The organism is Methylopila sp. Yamaguchi (genome assembly GCF_002897035.1).
Taxonomy (GTDB): Bacteria; Pseudomonadota; Alphaproteobacteria; order Rhizobiales; family Methylopilaceae; genus Methylopila.
This window is the reverse complement of sequence record NZ_BAUX01000012.1, coordinates 126,292-144,129: the sequence shown is the minus strand read 5'-3', so window position 1 is coordinate 144,129 and position 17,838 is coordinate 126,292. Positions and strand designations below refer to the sequence as shown.

Annotated in this window: 17 protein-coding genes; 10 read left to right on the top strand and 7 right to left on the bottom strand. The window is 70.6% G+C overall.

What is annotated here, in order from left to right:
- Positions 1 to 136 precede the first annotated feature (136 nt).
- Both METY_RS14975 and METY_RS14970 read right to left on the bottom strand, forming a co-directional pair.
- Positions 137 to 577 carry an NUDIX hydrolase gene (locus tag METY_RS14975; RefSeq protein ID WP_103122193.1) on the bottom strand — a complete coding sequence of 147 codons (441 nt, stop codon included), beginning with the start codon at positions 575 to 577 and terminating at the stop codon, positions 137 to 139.
- Complete coding sequence (locus METY_RS14970) at positions 574 to 1,041, bottom strand: hypothetical protein (RefSeq protein WP_103122192.1); 468 nt, start codon at positions 1,039 to 1,041, stop codon at positions 574 to 576. The genes METY_RS14975 and METY_RS14970 overlap by 4 nt, the downstream gene beginning before the upstream one ends.
- Positions 1,042 to 1,160: 119 nt before the next feature.
- Between METY_RS14970 and METY_RS14965 the strand changes: the two genes are divergently transcribed.
- The 3 genes from METY_RS14965 (at position 1,161) to mqo (ending at position 4,527) form a co-directional block, all read left to right on the top strand.
- Positions 1,161 to 1,868, top strand: coding sequence for an SOS response-associated peptidase (locus tag METY_RS14965; protein ID WP_103122191.1), 708 nt, complete (start codon positions 1,161 to 1,163; stop codon positions 1,866 to 1,868).
- A 262-nt stretch (positions 1,869 to 2,130) separates the two neighbouring features.
- Positions 2,131 to 2,391, top strand: coding sequence for a hypothetical protein (locus tag METY_RS14960; protein WP_244593674.1), 261 nt, complete (start codon positions 2,131 to 2,133; stop codon positions 2,389 to 2,391).
- 426 nt (positions 2,392 to 2,817) lie between these two features.
- Positions 2,818 to 4,527 carry a malate dehydrogenase (quinone) gene (gene mqo, locus METY_RS14955; protein ID WP_103122189.1) on the top strand — a complete coding sequence of 570 codons (1,710 nt, stop codon included), beginning with the start codon at positions 2,818 to 2,820 and terminating at the stop codon, positions 4,525 to 4,527.
- 205 nt (positions 4,528 to 4,732) lie between these two features.
- Here the strand turns inward: mqo and METY_RS21110 are convergent, their stop codons facing one another.
- The 3 genes from METY_RS21110 to METY_RS14940 all read right to left on the bottom strand — a co-directional run bounded on the left by METY_RS21110 (position 4,733) and on the right by METY_RS14940 (position 7,627).
- Positions 4,733 to 5,071 carry a hypothetical protein gene (locus METY_RS21110; protein ID WP_160147361.1) on the bottom strand — a complete coding sequence of 113 codons (339 nt, stop codon included), beginning with the start codon at positions 5,069 to 5,071 and terminating at the stop codon, positions 4,733 to 4,735.
- Positions 5,072 to 5,122: 51 nt separating this feature from the next.
- Complete coding sequence (locus METY_RS14945; protein WP_103122188.1) at positions 5,123 to 6,541, bottom strand: FAD-binding oxidoreductase; 1,419 nt, start codon at positions 6,539 to 6,541, stop codon at positions 5,123 to 5,125.
- 66 nt (positions 6,542 to 6,607) lie between these two features.
- Positions 6,608 to 7,627: an L-threonylcarbamoyladenylate synthase gene (locus tag METY_RS14940; protein WP_103122187.1), complete on the bottom strand. Its 1,020-nt coding sequence runs from the start codon at positions 7,625 to 7,627 to the stop codon at positions 6,608 to 6,610.
- A 110-nt stretch (positions 7,628 to 7,737) separates the two neighbouring features.
- Between METY_RS14940 and METY_RS14935 the strand changes: the two genes are divergently transcribed.
- The 5 genes from METY_RS14935 to METY_RS14915 all read left to right on the top strand — a co-directional run bounded on the left by METY_RS14935 (position 7,738) and on the right by METY_RS14915 (position 14,478).
- Positions 7,738 to 9,480 carry an acyl-CoA dehydrogenase gene (locus METY_RS14935; RefSeq protein WP_103122186.1) on the top strand — a complete coding sequence of 581 codons (1,743 nt, stop codon included), beginning with the start codon at positions 7,738 to 7,740 and terminating at the stop codon, positions 9,478 to 9,480.
- 91 nt (positions 9,481 to 9,571) lie between these two features.
- A complete protein-coding gene (locus METY_RS14930) occupies positions 9,572 to 10,498 on the top strand; it encodes a histone deacetylase family protein (protein WP_103122185.1) in 927 nt (308 codons plus the stop codon).
- 43 nt (positions 10,499 to 10,541) lie between these two features.
- Complete coding sequence (locus tag METY_RS14925; protein ID WP_103122184.1) at positions 10,542 to 10,790, top strand: exodeoxyribonuclease VII small subunit; 249 nt, start codon at positions 10,542 to 10,544, stop codon at positions 10,788 to 10,790.
- 96 nt (positions 10,791 to 10,886) lie between these two features.
- On the top strand, positions 10,887 to 11,867 hold the full coding sequence (locus METY_RS14920) for a magnesium transporter CorA family protein (protein WP_103122183.1): 981 nt from the start codon (positions 10,887 to 10,889) through the stop codon (positions 11,865 to 11,867).
- Between the two features lie 244 nt (positions 11,868 to 12,111).
- Entirely contained in the window at positions 12,112 to 14,478 is a 2,367-nt protein-coding gene (locus METY_RS14915; protein WP_103122182.1) for a putative bifunctional diguanylate cyclase/phosphodiesterase, read from the top strand.
- Positions 14,479 to 14,502: 24 nt separating this feature from the next.
- Here METY_RS14915 and METY_RS14910 read toward each other — a convergent pair whose 3' ends face one another.
- Positions 14,503 to 15,396: an SDR family NAD(P)-dependent oxidoreductase gene (locus METY_RS14910; RefSeq protein ID WP_244593673.1), complete on the bottom strand. Its 894-nt coding sequence runs from the start codon at positions 15,394 to 15,396 to the stop codon at positions 14,503 to 14,505.
- Positions 15,397 to 15,416: 20 nt separating this feature from the next.
- Entirely contained in the window at positions 15,417 to 16,049 is a 633-nt protein-coding gene (pdxH, locus tag METY_RS14905) for a pyridoxamine 5'-phosphate oxidase (protein WP_255400959.1), read from the bottom strand.
- A gap of 20 nt (positions 16,050 to 16,069) precedes the next feature.
- Here pdxH and METY_RS14900 point away from each other — a divergent pair, with 20 nt between their 5' ends.
- Both METY_RS14900 and METY_RS14895 read left to right on the top strand, forming a co-directional pair.
- Positions 16,070 to 16,729: an RT0821/Lpp0805 family surface protein gene (locus METY_RS14900; protein ID WP_244593672.1), complete on the top strand. Its 660-nt coding sequence runs from the start codon at positions 16,070 to 16,072 to the stop codon at positions 16,727 to 16,729.
- Between the two features lie 113 nt (positions 16,730 to 16,842).
- The gene (locus METY_RS14895; protein ID WP_103122203.1) at positions 16,843 to 17,796 is read left to right on the top strand and encodes a DnaJ C-terminal domain-containing protein; all 954 of its coding nucleotides are present in this window, start codon (positions 16,843 to 16,845) and stop codon (positions 17,794 to 17,796) included.
- Positions 17,797 to 17,838: the final 42 nt, after the last annotated feature.

The following is a 17,838-nucleotide window of genomic DNA, read 5'->3' as shown; positions in this document are numbered from 1 at the left end:
TATCCCCTGTGTGCCTTGGGCTCGCGCGGCTGGGCGGCCGCGGGCGCCGTCGCGAGCAGCAGGCCAGCGAGGGCGGCGCGAGGAACGGTCGACATGGCGCGCACCCTCGCGCGCGGACGCGGCGATCGCAAGCGCGTCATGCGAGCAGCGCCGCCGCGCGGGCCACGACGGCCGCGAGGCCGGGCGTCGTCTCGAGGGCGTCCAGGCGGTCGGGGCGCGCCCAGGCGATCTCCGTGGCCTCGGGACCGGCGGAGCCGTCGCCGGCGAGCCAACGCCCGGCGTAGGCGAGGATCGTCACGTGCCGCTCCACCACGCCCTCGGGCGAGCGCAGGATCACCTCGACCACGTCCGCGAGCGCGACCGCCTCTGCGCGAACCCCTGTCTCCTCGTGGACCTCCCTTACCGCCGCCTCCGCCGCGGTTTCCCCGAGCTCCACCATGCCGCCGGGAAGCGACCACAGGCCGATCGCGGGCGGCTTGCCGCGCCGGGCGATCAGCACCTCGCCGTCGCGAAAGCAGGCGAGGCTCGCCGCGAGCAGAGGGCGCGCGGGCCGGAGCCGTCCCTCGTCGTCGCTCACGTCGCGGGGGCGCCGTGGATCAGCGCGTCGGCGCGCGCCAGCATCGGCCGCAACTCCAGCGCCGCCGTCGGCCCGAGCGTCATGGCGGCGTCCTCGTCGGCCGATTCGAGCGCGTGCTGCACCTCGGTCAGCTTGGCGTCGATCGCCGCCACCGTGGCGTCGAAGGGCGCGCGGATTTGGCTCGGCGCGGCCTCGTAGGCGGCGACGGCGACCGCGCGCCCGCGGAAGCCGGAGCGCTCGAAATGCTCGCGGTAGCTCGCCGGCCGCCACGCCAACACGTCCTCGCGCATCTCCGGCATGTCGGCCAGCAGATCGAGCAGCATGGCGACTTCGTTGAAATGGTTGAGATAGTCGGTGGCGAGCCCGGTCAGGGGATGCACGTTCGCGGCCTTCAACGCCTCCGGCGTCAGCGCGACATCCGCGTCGGACCCAGGGGCGTTCTGAAGAAGCTCGGCGGCGATCATGGAGACGGCGGTTCCGGAGCGCGCGACGTCGTTCGCGCGCGTTTCACGCCAGATGATCGTGGCGTTTCGGTTTCCTGCAAGTTAAGCCTCGGCCTGCAAGGGCCTCAGGGGTTTTACGCATGTGTGGTCGCTACGCCCAAACCACGAGCCGCGGATCGCTCGAAGCGCTGCTCCGCGCCTCCGCCGACGCGGACTTCCCGGCGCGGTACAACATCGCTCCGACGCAGATGATTCCGGTCGCGCTGGTCGAGGACGGCGTGCGGCGCATATCGCTCCATCGCTGGGGCCTCGTGCCGGAGTTCGCGCCCGACGTCGCCTCGGGTCCGCTGATGTTCAACGCCCGGGCCGAGACGCTGGCGCAGAAGCCGGCCTTCCGCTCCGCGCTGCAGCGACGCCGCTGCCTCGTGCCGGCGGACGGCTGGTACGAATGGCGCGCGGTGGGCCGCTTCAAGCAGCCCTATCTCATCCGCCGGCCGGACCGGGCGCCCGTCATGTTCGCCGGGCTCTGGGAAAGCTGGACGCGGCCGAACGGCGAGGCGCTGCGGTCGGTCGCGATCGTGACGGTGACCGCCAGTCCCGATCTCGCCGTGGTGCATGACCGGATGCCGGCGGTGCTGCCGCCGGAGGCGTGGGAGGCCTGGCTCGACACGCGCGTCGACGGCCGCAGCCTCGCGCTGCGCGGCCTGCACCCCGCGCCGGTCGGAACCTTCGAAACGGTGACGGTGGGCGCGCGCGTCAATCAGGCGACGAACGACGGCCCCGAGGTGCAAGAGCCTGCGCCGGCGATCGCCGAACCCGTCGCCGACGCCCAGCCGCGGCTGATCTGAGTCGTCTTGGGCCGGGGGCGCGGTCAACGCAGGTTCTTGACGCTACAAGGGCATTCCCGAGCTCCCGACCCCACCCTGCTGATCTCAGCAAAGTCGGCGAGTGGATTCAGCGCGACAGCAATCATTCCGTGCGGACCGCAATCCAGGCCGTATGTCCCAGATCGCGCCGCCGAAAGTCGCCTATTATGCATGGCGAAAATCCGCAAGTCAGTGAACTTGGGCCGTGAACATGCGAGACCAACTACTGAGTGAAACTGTCGCCATGGCGCTCGGTGAATTGGAGCGTGATGGTGATTTAGCAATCATGTCGTTGAGCATTGAACCGATCGCGGATCGCATTTCCCAGGCTGTTCTCTCTGTTGTTCCCAATACAAAATTATCGCATCTAGAGCTGCTGGGAATTAGAAGTCTAATCCTTCATGCGATATCCGATAAGCACTTTTTCGACTGGGAGATGCCCATTTTGACCGGTTTTACTGCGGCTGAGTTCGAACGGATCGCCGAGAAGCTGCCTCAGGGTTGATTGAGCAGCAGATGGCCGGTTCGGTCTCAGCGATGGAACAAGCCTGAAAATCGTGCCTATGGCCGGCGTATCTGACTCGGTTTGGTTCACGCCGCCCAGTTTCCTACATCACACGCGAGACTACTCGCGAACGGTCTTCGCGCTTCCATCGCTTGAGTCAGGACGCTGCGCCGTCGAACGTTCGGGTCAGCGAGGAAGCGCGCGCTCGTCCGCGGCAAGCCTCCGCGCAGCATCCCGTTCCGCGGTCAGACCCCAGGGCGGGCGCAACCCTGGCGCCCTCCGCAGGCATTGGACACCCCCCGCGCCGGCGTATACGTACTTTAGTATTAATCGCCTCATAGGCGGTTGGAATAGTTCAAGAAATTGGTTCGCCGACGTCGCATGCAAGCATCCGGCGGGCGCCAGAAGCCCCCGGGAGCACCCCCCATGACCGACACTGGAAACACGCGTTCCGACGCCGCCAAGCCGCTTGGCCTCACGCGCCGTCGCCTTCTGGGGACCGCTCTCGGCGCCGGCGCCGCGTTCGTCGCCTACAAGTGGGCCACCGGCGGTCAGTACCGCGCCGAGACCGCCGACCGCAGCGTCGACGTCCTTCTGATCGGCGGCGGCGTCATGAGCGCGACGCTCGGCGTGATGCTTTCGGAGCTCGAGCCGGAGTGGCGGATCGAGACCTTCGAGCGGCTTAACGCCGTCGCCGAAGAGAGCTCGAACGGCTGGAACAACGCCGGCACCGGGCATTCGGCGCTGTGCGAGCTGAACTACACGCCGGAGGACGACAAGGGGAACGTCCAGATCGCCCGCGCGATCGACATCAACGAGCAGTTCCAGATCTCGCGCCAGTTCTGGGCGCACCAGGTCCGGACCGGCATCCTCGAAAATCCCCGCGCCTTCATCAACTCGACGCCGCACATGAACCTGTGCTGGGGCGCGGAGAACGTGGCCTTCATCACCAAGCGGGTCGAGGCGCTGAAGGCGAGCCCGCTGTTCGCCGGCATGGAGATCACCACCGACCCCGCGAAGATCGCCGAATGGATTCCGCTGTCCATGGCCGGCCGCAAGGACACCGCGAACCTCGTCGCCACTCGGTCGCCGCTCGGCACCGACGTCAATCTCGGCGAGATCACGCGGCAGTTCTTCGGGCATCTGACCGCGAAGCCGACCTTCAAGCTGACCACCGGCGTCGAGGTGCGCTCGATCACCCGGAACCCGAGCGGGACGTGGCGCGTCTCCGCCTTCGACATGACCGACGACGCCAAGATCCAGACGGTCGACGCGCGCTTCGTCTTCATCGGCGCCGGCGGCGCCGCGCTGCCGCTGCTGCAGCTCTCCGGCATCGAGGAGGCCAAGGCCTATGCGGGCTTCCCCGTGGGCGGCTCGTTCCTCGTGACCGAAAACCAACAGGTCGCGGCCCAGCATCTCGCCAAGGTCTACGGCAAGGCCGACGTCGGCTCGCCGCCCATGTCGGTGCCGCATCTCGACGCCCGCGTCCTCGACGGCAAGCGCGTCCTGCTGTTCGGGCCGTTCGCGACCTGGTCGAGCAAGTTCCTCAAGCACGGCTCCTACTTCGACCTGCCGGACTCCGTGACGCTGAGCAACGTCGCGCCGATGCTGCAGGTGAGCTGGAACGAGATCGCTCTCGTCAACTATCTCGCTGGGCAGCTCGTGCAATCCCATGAGGCCCAGCTCGCCGAGCTGCGCCGGTACTATCCGGAAGCGAAGGACGAGGACTGGCGCCTGTGGCAGGCCGGCCAGCGCGTCCAGATCATCTACAACGACCCCAAGAAGGGCGGCGTGCTGAAGCTCGGCACCGAGGTGGTGATGGCCAAGGACCGCTCGATCGCGGCGCTGCTCGGCGCTTCGCCCGGCGGCTCCACCTCGCCGGCGGTCATGCTTGGCCTGCTGGAGCGGGCGTTCCCCGATCAGGTCAAGGGCGCGTGGGGCGACAAGCTGCGCGCGATCATCCCGAGCTATGGGCGGAAGCTGAACGGCGATCCCGTCCTGCTGGCGTCGGTCTGGAAGGAGACCGCGGACGCGCTGCAGCTCGCGATTCCGTCCCCGGACATCAGCGGGGCGGTCGCAGGCGCCGCTTCGGCGCCCGGCGCGACGATGCCTGCCGACAACGAGGTGAAGCTTTAGGAGGCTAACCGCGATGACCGGAGGCGGCGGTAGGTTCTAGATCTTCGTCGAGCCCGACGACGTCGGTAATTCCCGGGTTTATCCAGGGAACCCAGGCTTAGTCATCAAGCGTCGCGTTGCCCGAACCCTGGATGCCCCGGATAAGCCGGGGCATGACGAGCCCGAGTTTGCGCGCATACGGCTGCCTAGGCGGACGCTGAGAACGTCAGCCCTTGGTCGAGAGCGCGCGCTCGTGGCGGGGGCGTTCGATGCGGTAGGCGTCCTCGAACACCGGAGGACGCGCGCATTCGGCCGGGATGCGCACGGCGTACGTGCGCTTGACCCAGCGGCAGGCGGCGTAGCCGTAGCCGCTCTCGCCGGCGTAGCAGATCTGCTCCTTGTACTTGGTCTCGACGATCTCAGGCGGCCCGCAGCGGTCGTCGACGCCGCCATGGGCGTAGAAGCCGGAGGACAGGGGGGCGTCGGCCGCGCGTACGCCGTTGGTCGCGATGATCTGAAGCACGATCGCGAACATCAGGCGGCCGGCCAGGCGGGTCATCGGCATCGGGCGGCTCCGGTCGGAGAAAACGTCGCCCCTGTCGTGACTCAGTCGGCGTTAAGACCGCGTTTCTTCAAGTATTACCCCAGGGTTAAACAGTCCCCTTGGATCAAGCGTTTTCTTAACCATACGCATCAGATCGAGCTCAACGTCGGTTTTTACTTGGACAAGCAGGCCTCGCTTGAGGCGGCCGACTCCATGCTCGGCGGCGATCGAGCCGTGATGGGCGTGGACGACCGCGTGGACCACCTGGTTCATGGCGTCCCAGCCGGCGAGGAACGTCGCCTTGTCGGCGCCCACGGGCTGGCTGACGTTGAAGTGGATGTTGCCGTCGCCGAGATGGCCGAAGGCCACCACGCGGGCGCCCGGCGCATGGGCCTCGACCGCCGCCGTCGCCTCCTCGATGAAGACGGCGACGCCGCCGAGCGGAACCGACACGTCGTGCTTGATCGAGCCGCCCTCGTGGCCCTGCACCTCGGACAGTCCCATGCGGAGGCGCCAGAAGGCGGCGGCCTGCTCGCCGGAGGCGGCGATGGCCGCGTCCTGCAGGAGATGCTTCGAAAAACCCTCCTCGAGGATCGCCTCCATCGTCGCGGCGAGGCCGACCGACAAAGGCGAGGACAGCTCCAACAGCAAGGTCCAGGGGTGCGGCTCGGCGAGCGGGTCGCGCGCGCCGTCGAGGTGCTTCAGCGCGAACGCGATCCCGATGCGCGGGATGATCTCGCAGCCGGTGAGCGCGGGACCCGCGTGGGCGCGTGCGATGCGGAACAGCTCCAGCGCGGCGTGGGGGGAGGCGAGGCCCACGAAGGCGGTCGCGGTCTCGCGCGGCGCGGGGAACAGCTTCAGCACCACGGCCGTCACGACGCCGAGCGAGCCCTCCGAGCCGATGAACAGGTGCTTGAGGTCGTAGCCGGTGTTGTCCTTCCGCAGGCGGCGAAGACCGTTCCAGATCCGTCCGTCCGGCAGCACCGCCTCGACGCCGAGCACGAGGTCGCGGGTATTGCCATAGGCGAGCACGGCGGTGCCGCCGGCGTTTGTCGCGACGTTGCCGCCGACCGTGCAGGTGCCTTCGGACCCCAGGCTGAGCGGAAACAGCCGCCCGACCTCGGCCGCGGCGTCCTGGGCGCGGGCGAGCGTGACGCCGGCCTCCACCACCATCAGATCGCCTTCGGCGTCGACCTCGCGGATGCGGTCGAGCTTGGCGGTGGAGAGCAGGATCGCCTCGCCGCTCCCGTCCGGCGTCTGGCCGCCGACGAGGCCGGTGTTGCCGCCCTGGGGGATCACGACCGTGCCGGTCTCATGCGCCAGCCGCACGATCGCCGCGACCTCTTCGGTCGAGCGGGGCGTGAGCACCAGCGCCGCCTTGCCGCGGTAAAGCCCGCGCGGCTCCGAGAGCTTCGGTTTCGCGGCGTCGGCGTCCAGCACGTCGCGGGCGGAGACCAGGGCTGCGAAGCGGGCGGCGAGCTCGGGCGACATGGGAAGCCTCCGTGGATCGAGCGTCATGTGGCATGGATCCGCGGAGGGTTGAAGGCCTCGGGGCCTTTACTCCGGCGACGTCCGCGGGGCCGCGGCGCGCTCCAGGCGGTCGCGGATGGCCTCGCCGAGGCCCTCGGCCGGGATCGGCGCGACCGCGATCGCCGCAGGTGCGGCCGCGTCGAGGCGGCGCAGCGCGGCGAAGAGGTTGGCGGCGGCCTCCCGCAGGTCGCCCGATGGGCTGAGGTTTTCGACCACGCCGGCGCTCTCCACGCCTGGCATGAGCGGACCGAAGGCGAGCAGCGCCTCGCCGGGGCGGACCTCCGTCGCGTCCAGGCGGACGGGCGCGGCGGGCGCATAGTGCGACAGCAGGCGGCCCGGGGCGAGCGGTCGCCCGGCGTCGTCGGCGAGGTCGCCGTCGAGCGGACGCCCAAGGACGCGTTCGAGCTCGGCGCGGGAGACGCCGCCGGGGCGGAGCAAGCGCACCTCGCCCCCGAAGCAAGCGACGATGGTGGATTCCACGCCGACATCGGTCGCGCCGCCGTCGAGTACGGCGTCGATGCGGCCGGCGAGATCGTCGAGCACATGGGCCGCCGTCGTCGGGCTGACGCGGCCCGAGCGGTTGGCGGAGGGCGCCGCGATCGGGCGGGCGGCGGCCGCCAGCACGGCGCGCGCCAGCGGATGCGCCGGCACCCGCAGGGCGAGGGTCGCGAGGCCGGCGCGGGCGAGATCGGACACCGGACAGTCGTCCGCGACCGGCACGACCAGCGTGAGCGGCCCCGGCCAGAACGCCTCCGCCAGCACCCGCGCATGGGCGTCGAAGCGGCCGAGCCGCATCGCGTCCGGCGTGCTCGGCACGTGCGAGATCAGCGGGTTGAAAGCGGGGCGGCCCTTTGCGGCGTAGAGGTCGGCGACCGCGCCGGCGTCGGTCGCGTCGGCGCCGAGGCCGTAGACCGTCTCGGTCGGGAAGGCGACGAGCCGACCCGAAGCGAGCAGCGCGCCGGCGGTCGCGGCCTCGGCCGGCGTCAGCCGCGCCGTGCGACGAAAGCCTGCCCCTGCGCCCGCGCTTGCCTCTTTATCCGCCGTCATCACGCCCTAAGCTCGCCCGCACGGCCCTAGGCCGCCGCCCGGCATTGCCCCAAGGCCCTCGGCGCCGTCAAGAGCGTCTTGGCTTTCGAGGCTTCAGGAGAGTTCAGCCCATGGCCTACCGCGCCCCCGTCGCCGACATCCTGTTCGCGCTCGACGCCGCGGGCTTCGCCGCGGCGCGGGAGGAGGGGGTGTACGGCGACCTTGACGCGGAGACGGTCGCCGCCGTCATCGGCCAGGCCGGCGCCTTCGTGGCCGACGTGCTGGAGCCGCTGGCGAAGGCCGGCGACCGCCAAGGCGCGCGCTTCGCCGACGGCGAGGTCACGACGCCGGCGGGCTGGGCCGAGGCCTACCGCCGCTGGCGCGAGGCCGGCTGGAACGGGACGCTCGCCTCCGAGGCCCATGGCGGGCAGGGTCTGCCGCTCTCGGTCTGGGCCGCGCTGACCGAGCTCTGGCACGAGGGCTCGATCGCCTTCGGCCTCGGGCCCATGCTGACGCAGGGCGCGCTCGAGGCGCTTGAGGCCCACGCCTCGGAGGAGCTGAAGGCGACCTACGTCGCAAAGCTCGTCTCCGGCGAGTGGATGGCGACCATGAACCTGACCGAGCCGCAGGCGGGCTCCGACCTCGCGCTGCTGCGCTCGCGGGCCGAGCGGGCAGGGGACGGGACCTACCGGCTCTTCGGCCAGAAGATCTACATCACCTACGGCGAGCACGACTGGGCGGAGAACATCGTCCATCTCGTGCTGGCGCGCCTGCCCGACGCGCCGGCCGGCACCCGCGGCATCTCCCTTTTCCTGGTTCCGAAGATCCTGCCGTGCGGCGAGCGCAACGACGTCGCCTGCGTCGGCGTCGAGGAGAAGCTCGGCATCCACGCGAGTCCCACCTGCACCATGGCCTATGGCGACAAAGGCGGGGCGGTGGGCTGGCTGGTGGGCGAGGAGCACCGTGGCCTCGCCTGCATGTTCACGATGATGAACAACGCCCGCCTCGGCGTCGGCCTGCAGGGCGTGGCGGCGGCGGAGGGCGCGACGCAGGCCGCGCTCGCCTTCGCGCAGGAGCGTCGGCAGGGGCGGGCGGAAGGCGTCGAGGGGGCCGCGCCGATCGCGGCCCATCCCGACGTCCGCCGCATGCTGCTCACCATGCGGGCGCTGACCGCCGCGGCGCGCGCGATCTGCTTCCGCGCGGCGGTCGAGCTCGACCGGGCGAGGCTGAAAGGCGACGAAGCGGCGGAGCGGCGTGGCAGCCTGCTGATCCCGATCGCGAAGGCCTTCGGCACCGACGTCGGCTGCGAAGTCGCCTCGCTCGGGATCCAGGTCCACGGCGGCATGGGCTACGTCGAGGAGACCGGCGCCGCGCGCTACCTGCGCGACGCGCGCATCACCCCGATCTACGAGGGCACCAACGGCATCCAGGCGATCGACCTCGTCGCCCGCAAGCTGCCGCTCGGCGGCGGCGAGACCGCGCGGAGCCTCATCCTGTCGCTGAGGGACACCGTGCGGCGCGTCGCGGAGGCCAACGATCCCGGCTTCGGCGCGACCGCCGTGCGGCTCGCGGAAGCGGTCGACGCGCTGGAGCACGCGACGCTGTGGCTCACCGGCGCGGCCCGCACGTCCGTCGAGACGCTGGCCGGCGCGACGCCCTACCTCCGGCTGTTCGCGCTCGCGGCCGGCGGCGCCGGTCTCGCCGAGGAGGCGCTGGCGGGCCTGCGCGCCGACGACCGTGCGGCGGGTCGCGTAGCGCTCGCCCGCTTCTTCGCCGAGAACCTCGCGGTCGCGGCCTCCGGCCTCGCCCGCACGGTGACCGAGGGCGCGGGCGCCCTCGACGGCGAAGCTGTGGACGCCGCGCTCAGCGCCTGACGCCGGGTTGGCGCCTGGCGTGCCAGCGCCATATCGTGCGAAGCCTGCGGCGCCGCGCCGCGGGCGAGCCTCATTCAACGCCGGAGCCGCGATGTCCACGCTCTATGTTTCGCACCCGGCCTTCGCCGATCACCTGACGCCGCCCGGCCATCCCGAGCGGCCGGAGCGCATGCGCGCGGTCGAGCAGGCGCTGGAGGCCGAGACCTTCCAGGCCCTCGCCCGCATCGAGGCGCCGCTCGCCGAGGCCTCCGTCGCGACGCTCGCCCACCCGGAGCCCTTCGTCGAGGCGCTCGACCGCATCCGCCCGCGCGAGGGCTCCGTGCGGATCGACGGCGACACCGTGATGAGCGTCGGCACCTGGGAGGCTCTGCTTCGCGGGCTCGGCGCCGTCACCCATGCGGTCGACGAGGTGATGGGGGCGCGCGCTCAGAACGCGTTCTGCGGCATCCGCCCACCCGGCCACCACGCCGAACAGACTACCGCCATGGGCTTCTGCTTCTTCAACTTCGTCGTCTGCGCCGCGCGCCACGCCCAGAAGACCTACGGCGCCGAGAAGGTCGCGATCGTCGACTTCGACGTCCACCACGGCAACGGCACCCAGGCGATCGTCTGGGACGACCCCAGCATCATGTACGCCTCGACCCACCAGATGCCGCTGTTTCCGGGCACCGGCGCACGGTCGGAGACCGGCGTCGGCAACATCGTCAATTGCCCGATGCGCGCCGGCGACGGCGGCGACAAATTTCGGGAAGCCTTCGACGACGCCATCATCCCCTCGCTGAAAACCTTCTCGCCGGACCTGATCGTGATCTCGGCCGGCTTCGACGCCCACAAGCGGGACCCGCTCGGCGGGCTGTGGCTGGTGGAGGAGGACTACAGCTGGATGACCAAGCGCCTGATGGAGGTCGCGGACGAGCACGCCAACGGCCGGGTGGTGTCGGTGCTGGAGGGCGGCTACGACCTGCAGGGTCTGGCGCAGTCCACGGCGGCGCATGTCCGCGCCTTGATGCGCGGGTGATCCGCCCGTATGTGAGGCCTCCGCGCCGGGAGGAGACCTGCAAGTGACCGACACCGCGACCGACGTCTCCACCCTCACCTTCGAGGCGGCGCTCGCCGAACTCGAGCGCATCGTCGCCCGGCTCGAGCAGGGGCAGGCGCCGCTTGAGGAATCCATCGAGATCTACCGCCGCGGCGAGGCTCTGAAGAAGCGCTGCGACGAACTGCTGGCCAAGGCCGAGGCGCGCGTCGAGATCATCTCGGTCGGCGCCGATGGCGGGGCGAAAGGCCTCTCGCCGCTCGATCCGGGGTAGCGTCGACCCCGGCTTCTCTGGCTAACGCTGACCCATCATGCTACCGCGGCCTTGCCGCTGATCTCCCCACTCCCTCCCGCCGGCGGAGCGCTCGCCATGCTCATCGTCTACGTCGCCCGCGACGGCGCGTTGCAGCGCGTCGATCCTTCGCCCGGCGAGCCGCTGCCCAGCGATCTGGTGTGGATCGACCTGATCTCGCCGACCCCCGACGAAGACAAGCTTGTCGAGGCGACGATCGGGGTCGGCGTGCCGACTCGCGAGGAAATGGTGGAGATCGAGCCGTCGAGCCGTCTCTACGTCGAGAACGGCGCGCGCTACATGACCGCCTCCGTGCTTTGCCACGTCGACACGCGGATGCCGTCGCTCTCCGCCGTCAGCTTCATCCTGACGCCGAAGGCGCTCGTGACGGTGCGCTATGAAGATCCGAAACCGTTCTCGCTGTTCGCCGCCCGCGCGTGCAAGGCGAACGGCGTGCAGCCGATCCGTACGCCCGAGGGGGTGCTCCTCGGCCTCTTCGACGCCGTCATCGACCGCATCGCGGACATCCTCGAGCGCGTGGGGGCCGACGTCGACGATCTCTCGCACCTGATCTTCGAGCGCGCGGGGGCCCAGGCCTACCGCAAGCCGTATCAGGAGCTTCTGAAGATGATCGGCCGCAAGGGCGACCTGCTGTCGAAATCGCGCGAAAGCCTCGTCACGCTCCAGCGTGTGGTGCTCTACCTTTCGGCCGAGATCGAGGGCGTGAAGCCCTCGAAGGAAACCAAGGCGCAGCTTCGCCCCATGCAGCGCGACGTGGCCTCGCTGATCGAACACGCCGGCTTCCTCGCCAACAAGGTCACCTTCCTTCTCGACGCCATGCTGGGGATGGTCAGCCTCGCCCAGAACGACATCGTCAAGCTGTTCTCGGTCATGGCGGTGGTGTTCCTGCCGCCGACCCTGGTGGCGTCGATCTACGGCATGAACTTCGAGACGATGCCGGAGCTCCAGTGGCGCTTCGGCTATCCGATGGCGCTCGGCCTCATGCTGATCAGCGCGATCGTGCCTTACATCGTCTTCAAATGGCGGCGCTGGCTCTAGGGCGTGAGCGGTTCAGAGCAATTACGCCGTCACACCCCCGCTCTGACGCGGGTACCAGGGGCCCGCGAGGCCCTTAGTCGGGTTGGCGAGTGGCGGCTCCCGGGCGACGCAGGCGCGTGACGGCGCGCCCGGGCCCGTCCGGCCGCCCAAAATGCCGTCCGGCGCTGGTTGAAATTTCATCACTTATTATCCCGGCGCGTGTTTAGTCGTCGCCTGACGACTGATCCCGCACCGGCTCCCGCAGATGCCCTGGTCTCCCGCAGCTTCGATCGATCTGCCGCTCCCCGGTTTGGCCACGCTGCTGCTTGCGTGCTGCCTGACCGGGTCGCTTGCGATCGTGTCGCTGGCGCGCATGGACGAGGCGTCCGAGGACGGGCGGATCTGGCGCGCCGGGCTCGCCGGCGCGGCGCTGGGGCTGTCGGCGTGGGTCGGCCATGCGCTCGCCCTGCTCGCGCTCGGCGGCGTCGAGGGAGCGGCCTATGATTTCCGCATCGTCGGAGCGTCGCTGGTGATCGCGCTGGTCGTCGCCGTGACCGCGGTCTATGTCACGGGCGCCGCCTTGACCGCCGGCGCGGTCGTGAAGGCGGCGATCGGCGGCGCGCTCTTCGGATCGGCCGCGGCGCTGGCGGCCTTTATCGGAGTCACCGCGCTGCGCGCCCCGGGACGCGCGTCGCTCGACATGGCCGCGTTTTCCCTTGCGACGCTCGTCGTCGTCGTCGGGGCCGCGGGCGCCTTCGCGTTGGCCGCGAGATTGAAGACGATCCACGGATACGCGCTCGCGGCCGCAGCCCTCGGAATGGCGTTGTTCGCCTTTCACGCGCTCTCGACCTTTGACGCCGTCGTGCGCCCGAACGCCCGGCTCCTGACCTTCCCCAACGCGATCGACGGCATGCAGCTTGCCTTCGTCGCCGCCGCCGTCAGCGTGGTTTCGCTGATCGCCGCCTTCGTCGGCGTCATGGCCGACGGGCGCTTCGGGGCCGGCGGCAGCCAGCAGAACGCCCGCGACCGCGCCTTCGCCGACCTGACCAACGAAGGCCTGGTGATCTGCGAGGACCAGCGCATCGTCGACGTCAACCTGGCGGCGGCCCGTTTGATCGGGCTCGATCCCGCGGTGCTGCGAGGCCGCGCGCTGCGCGACTTCCTCGCGGCGCCGGATCCTGATCGGCTGCTGTCGGCGAGCTTCGCCAAGCCGCAGGAGGCCCTGCTGAAGGCCACCGGCCGCGAGACCGTTCCGGTCGAGATCGCGAGCCGCGACATGGCGCTGGAGGGACGGCTCCGCCGCGTCTACACGCTCCGCGACCTCTCCGAGCAGCGCCGCAACGAACATCGCATCCGCCACCTCGCCTACCACGACCCGCTGACCGGCCTCGCCAACCGGGCCGCCTTCAACGAGGCGCTCGCGGCCGCTCTGAAGCGGGGCGGCGAGGTCGCCCTGTTCTGCGTCGACCTCGACAAGTTCAAGGAGGTCAACGACGTCTTCGGACACGCCGCGGGCGACGACCTGCTCCGCACGGCGTCGCGCCGGATCGTCTCGGCGGCGCCCGACGCCATGACCTTCCGCCTCGGCGGCGACGAGTTCGTCCTGATCGGCACCGGCCCCGACGCCGGCGACGCCGACAAGCTCGCGGCGCGGCTGACCGAGCGCCTCAACACCGAAACCGTGATCGCGGGCAAGACCATCCGCTGCGGCGCGAGCGTCGGCTACGCCGTCTATCCCCATCACGGCTCCACGACCGACGCCCTTTTCGCCAACGCCGACAGCGCGCTCTACCGGGCGAAGGCCGAGGGGCGGGGCTTGGCGCGCGGCTTCGAGCCCGAGATGGACCTCGCGCTGCGCGAGCGCCGGGCCCTGCAGCAGGACCTCGCCACCGCGATCTCGCGCGACGAGATGTTCCTGCACTGGATGCCGCAGGCGAACACGCGGACCGGCGAGATCGTCGGCTTCGAGGCGCTGCTCCGCTGGAAGCACCCGACGCGCGGCGTGGTGTCGCCCGCCCAGTTCATCCCCGTGGCGGAGGAGACGGCGGCGATCGTGCCGATCGGCGAGTGGGTGCTGCGCCGCGCCTGCCAGGATGCGGTCGGCTGGATCAAGCCCGGCAAGGTCGCGGTGAACCTCTCGCCGGTGCAGTTCCAGCACGGCGACATCGTCGAGCTGGTCCACGGCATCCTGGTCGAGACCGGATTGCCGGCGAAACGCCTCGAGCTCGAGATCACCGAGGGGGTTCTGCTCGACAACCTGTCGAGCGCGCTCCACACGCTGCGGCGGCTGAAGGCGCTCGGCGTCCAGATCGCCATGGACGATTTCGGCACCGGCTACTCGTCGCTGTCCTACCTGCAGTCGTTCCCGTTCGACCGCATCAAGATCGACGCCTCGTTCATCCGGCAGCTTTCGACCAGCCCGCAGGCCAAGGCCATCGTGCGCGCGGTCGTGGCGCTCGGCGAGAGCCTCGACATGCCGATCACCGCCGAGGGCGTGGAGACCGCCGAGCAGCGCGCCTTCCTGGCGGAGCTGAACTGCGAGGAGATCCAGGGCTATCTGATCGGGCGCCCGAGCCCCGTGGTGTCGTTCGACGGCTTTATGACCCGGAACCGAGCCTTCGCGACCCGCTGAGCCCGGACGGCGCCGGCCGCGCGCTCAGACGTGCTGGCCGCCGTTGATGTGGATCTCGGCGCCCGTCACGTAGGACGAGTTCTCCGTGCAGAGGAAGTAGATCGTCTTCGCGACCTCGTCCGGCGTGCCGAGCCGGCGGAGCGGGATCTGCGCCACGATCCTGTCGGTGCCGGGAGAGAGAATCGCCGTGTCGATCTCGCCCGGCGCGATGGCGTTGACGCGCACGCCGAGCGGCCCGAAGTCCGCCGCCATCTCGCGGGTGAGCGACGCGAGCGCCGCCTTTGACGTGGCGTAGGCCGCGCCCGCGAAGGGGTGGACCCGGCTGCCGGCGATCGAGGTGACGTTCACGATCGAGCCCTTGGCCGCCGTGAGCTCGGCGGACAGCCCGCGGGCCAGCATGATCGGCGCGAAGAAATTGACCTGGAACACGGTCTTCCAGTCGTCGAGCGCCGTCTCGAGCCCGTTCAGACGGCCGCCGCCGGGGGCCTTGGGGGAGATGCCGGCGTTGTTGACCAGGGCGTGGATCAAGCCGCCGTCGAGCCGGCTTTTGATTTCGTCGATCGCGCGGACCGTGTCGTCCACGTCGGACAAGTCGACCTGGACATGGTCTTCGGGCCCTGCGCCCCAGGGGCACTCCTCGGGAAAATGGTGCCGGGAGCAGGTGATGACTCGCCACCCCGCGGCGGAGAATCGCTTCACCGTGGCGTGGCCGATGCCGCGGCTCGCGCCGGTCAGCAGCAGAGTCTTGCGCGGCTCGTTGGAGCCCGACGCCCGAGGGCGCGGCGCGGGGGAGGCGGTCGGCGCAGCGGCGTGCGTCGCCGTGGGCGCGGCGGCGATCGGGGCCGGGTCGCCGGGGCGCGCGCCGGTCATCGGGCAGACGCCGGGCGCCGCTTGCGGCTTCGGCTCGGTCGGGCTCATCGCTGATCCTGCGCGGGAGGTCACGGATAGAGGCGGGTGCGGGTCCAGGAGCCGTCCGGCTGGACCGCGAAGGTCGCGCGGTCGTGCAGGCGGAACGGCATATCCTGCCAGAACTCGATCGAAATGGGGATGATGCGGAAGCCCGTCCAGTGCGGCGGCCGCGGCGGCTCCTCGCCCTCGAACCGCGTCTCGAAGGCCGCGACCGCGTCTTCGAGCTCCCGGCGGGACTCGAGCGGGGCCGACTGACGGGACGCCCAGGCGCCGATCCGGCTCAGCCGCGGCCTTGTGGCGAAGTAGGCGTCGGCCTCGGCCTCGGTCACCCGCTCGACCGGCCCGCGGATGCGAATCTGCCGCCGCAGCGACTTCCAGTGGAACACCGCCGCCGCCTTCGGCTGCGCCGTGAGCTCGCGGCCCTTGGCGCTGCCGACATTGGTGTAGAACACGAAGCCGCGCCGATCGAGGCCGTTCAGCAACACCACCCGCACGTCCGGCAAGCCGTCCGCGTCGACGGTCGCGAGCGCCATGGCGTTGGGATCGTTGATCTCCGCCGCGACGGCCTCCGCCATCCACGCGTCGAACGCTTGGAAAGGATCGTCTGTGGCGTGGAAGTCACTCGACATTAACCGCTCCTGCCGTTCAGTTCGTACCGTAATCACGGAGTTTACGAGTGCGGATGCGTAGCCTGTATCAGCGTTTGTCCGACAGCGAACGGTCTACACGAGCGGCCGGCCCCTCGCGAGCGGCGCTCCGCCGCGGGGGCGGGCTCGTCGCGGCTCTCGGGCTGGCCCTGCTCGCCGGCGGCTGCAGCGTGTCCTATCCGTTGTTCGGCTCGGACGCGGACGAGCTGAAGACGGGGAGCATTCGCCGCCCCGCCGCCGAGCGGCAGGCGGACGATTTCAAGTACGAAGGCGAGACGAAGAGCGCCGTCACCTCGGCCCCGCTCGCGCCGCCGCCGGGCGTCGCCTCGGCCGCGCCGTCGGAGGCGCCCAAGCCTGCGGCCTATGCGCCCGCCGCACCCGCCGGCGAGCCCGCAGCGCCTCCTCCGGGACTGACCGCCTCCGACTGGGGCTACGCCCGCGGCGCGCTCGGCCTCGCCATGACGGCGGACGCCGTCAACGCCTCCGTGCCCTGGGCCAATCCGGACAGCGGCTCCTACGGCTCGTTCGTGGCCTCAGCCGCGGTCAGCAACGCCAACGGCGCCACCTGCCGGCCCTTCGTCGCGAGCCACAGCGCGAGCGGCCGCGAGCAGCGGCTCGAGGGCACGGCCTGCCGCACGGCCGCGGGCTACTGGGAGGCGGTGGCGATCCGCACCACTGCAAGCCGCTCACTCTGATCCTACGCGCTGACTGTTGCATTCCAGTCACAGCCGATCCACATTGACGGCGACACGCGTCGCGCCTCTGCCCGGGGGCGCGCCCAACATCAATGACGGTGACGAACGACCCGATGCGCGATCCCTATGACGTGCTCGGCGTGACGCGCTCGGCGACGTCCGCCGACATCAAGAAGGCCTTCCGCAAACTCGCCAAGGCCTGGCATCCGGACCAGCGGCCCGACGATCCCAAGGCGAAGGAGCGCTTCGCCGAGATCAGCTCGGCCTACGAGCTGCTGTCCGACGAGAACAAGCGCGGCCAGTTCGACCGCGGCGAGATCGACGCCGAGGGCAAGCCGCGGTTCCGCGGCTTCGAGGGCGCCTCCGCACGTCCTGGCGCCGGGGCCCGCGGCTCCCATTTCGAGTTCGACCTGGGCGGCTCCCCGTTCGGCGGCGCGCGCCGTGGCTTCGGCGGCGGAGGGGGCGGTGAGGACATCTTCGAGGACATTCTCGGCGCCTTCGGCGGCCGCCGCCCCCGCGGCGGCGCCGGTTTCGGCGGCGAGCCGCCGCGCGGCGAGGACGTGACGGCGGAGATCGCCGTGCCGTTCCGCGAATGGGCCCGGGGCGCGAAGCGCCGCGTGCGGCTTCCCACGGGCAAGGAGCTCGAGGTTTCGGTGCCGGCCGGCATCGAGGAGGGCAAGTCGATCCGGCTCAAGGGGCAGGGCCAGGCGAGCGGCTTCGGCGGCGCGCCGGGCGACGCGCTGGTCCGGGTGCGCGTTGCGCCCGACCCGCAGTTCCGCGCCGAGGGCCGGGACGTGCGCGTCGAGGTTCCGGTTGCGCTCTACGAGGCGGTGCTGGGCGCTAAGGTGCGCGTGCCGACGCTCGACGGCGCGGTGGAGCTCAAGGTCCCCGCGGGCTCCGACGGCGGCCGCACGCTGCGCCTGCGCGGCAAGGGCATCGGCGCCGAAGGATCCGCAGGCGATCTTCTGGTGGAGCTCCGCATCGCGCTTCCGCCGGGCGGCGACCCGAAGCTTGAAGAGCTCGCCAAGCGGCTGCGCGACGAGGCGCCTTACGACCCGCGCGGCTGAGACCCGCGGGAAGGCGAACGGCGGCTCCGGAGCCGCCGCAAG

Coding starts and splice junctions, on each gene's coding strand:
- METY_RS14970 (WP_103122192.1), bottom strand. CDS start 1,041: ATGATCGCCGCCGAGCTTCTTCAGAACGCCCCTGGGTCCGACGCGGAT.
- METY_RS14965 (WP_103122191.1), top strand. CDS start 1,161: ATGTGTGGTCGCTACGCCCAAACCACGAGCCGCGGATCGCTCGAAGCG.
- METY_RS14960 (WP_244593674.1), top strand. CDS start 2,131: ATGGCGCTCGGTGAATTGGAGCGTGATGGTGATTTAGCAATCATGTCG.
- mqo (WP_103122189.1), top strand. CDS start 2,818: ATGACCGACACTGGAAACACGCGTTCCGACGCCGCCAAGCCGCTTGGC.
- METY_RS21110 (WP_160147361.1), bottom strand. CDS start 5,071: ATGCCGATGACCCGCCTGGCCGGCCGCCTGATGTTCGCGATCGTGCTT.
- METY_RS14945 (WP_103122188.1), bottom strand. CDS start 6,541: ATGTCGCCCGAGCTCGCCGCCCGCTTCGCAGCCCTGGTCTCCGCCCGC.
- METY_RS14940 (WP_103122187.1), bottom strand. CDS start 7,627: ATGACGGCGGATAAAGAGGCAAGCGCGGGCGCAGGGGCAGGCTTTCGT.
- METY_RS14935 (WP_103122186.1), top strand. CDS start 7,738: ATGGCCTACCGCGCCCCCGTCGCCGACATCCTGTTCGCGCTCGACGCC.
- METY_RS14930 (WP_103122185.1), top strand. CDS start 9,572: ATGTCCACGCTCTATGTTTCGCACCCGGCCTTCGCCGATCACCTGACG.
- METY_RS14920 (WP_103122183.1), top strand. CDS start 10,887: ATGCTCATCGTCTACGTCGCCCGCGACGGCGCGTTGCAGCGCGTCGAT.
- METY_RS14915 (WP_103122182.1), top strand. CDS start 12,112: ATGCCCTGGTCTCCCGCAGCTTCGATCGATCTGCCGCTCCCCGGTTTG.
- METY_RS14910 (WP_244593673.1), bottom strand. CDS start 15,396: ATGAGCCCGACCGAGCCGAAGCCGCAAGCGGCGCCCGGCGTCTGCCCG.
- METY_RS14900 (WP_244593672.1), top strand. CDS start 16,070: ATGCGTAGCCTGTATCAGCGTTTGTCCGACAGCGAACGGTCTACACGA.
- METY_RS14895 (WP_103122203.1), top strand. CDS start 16,843: ATGCGCGATCCCTATGACGTGCTCGGCGTGACGCGCTCGGCGACGTCC.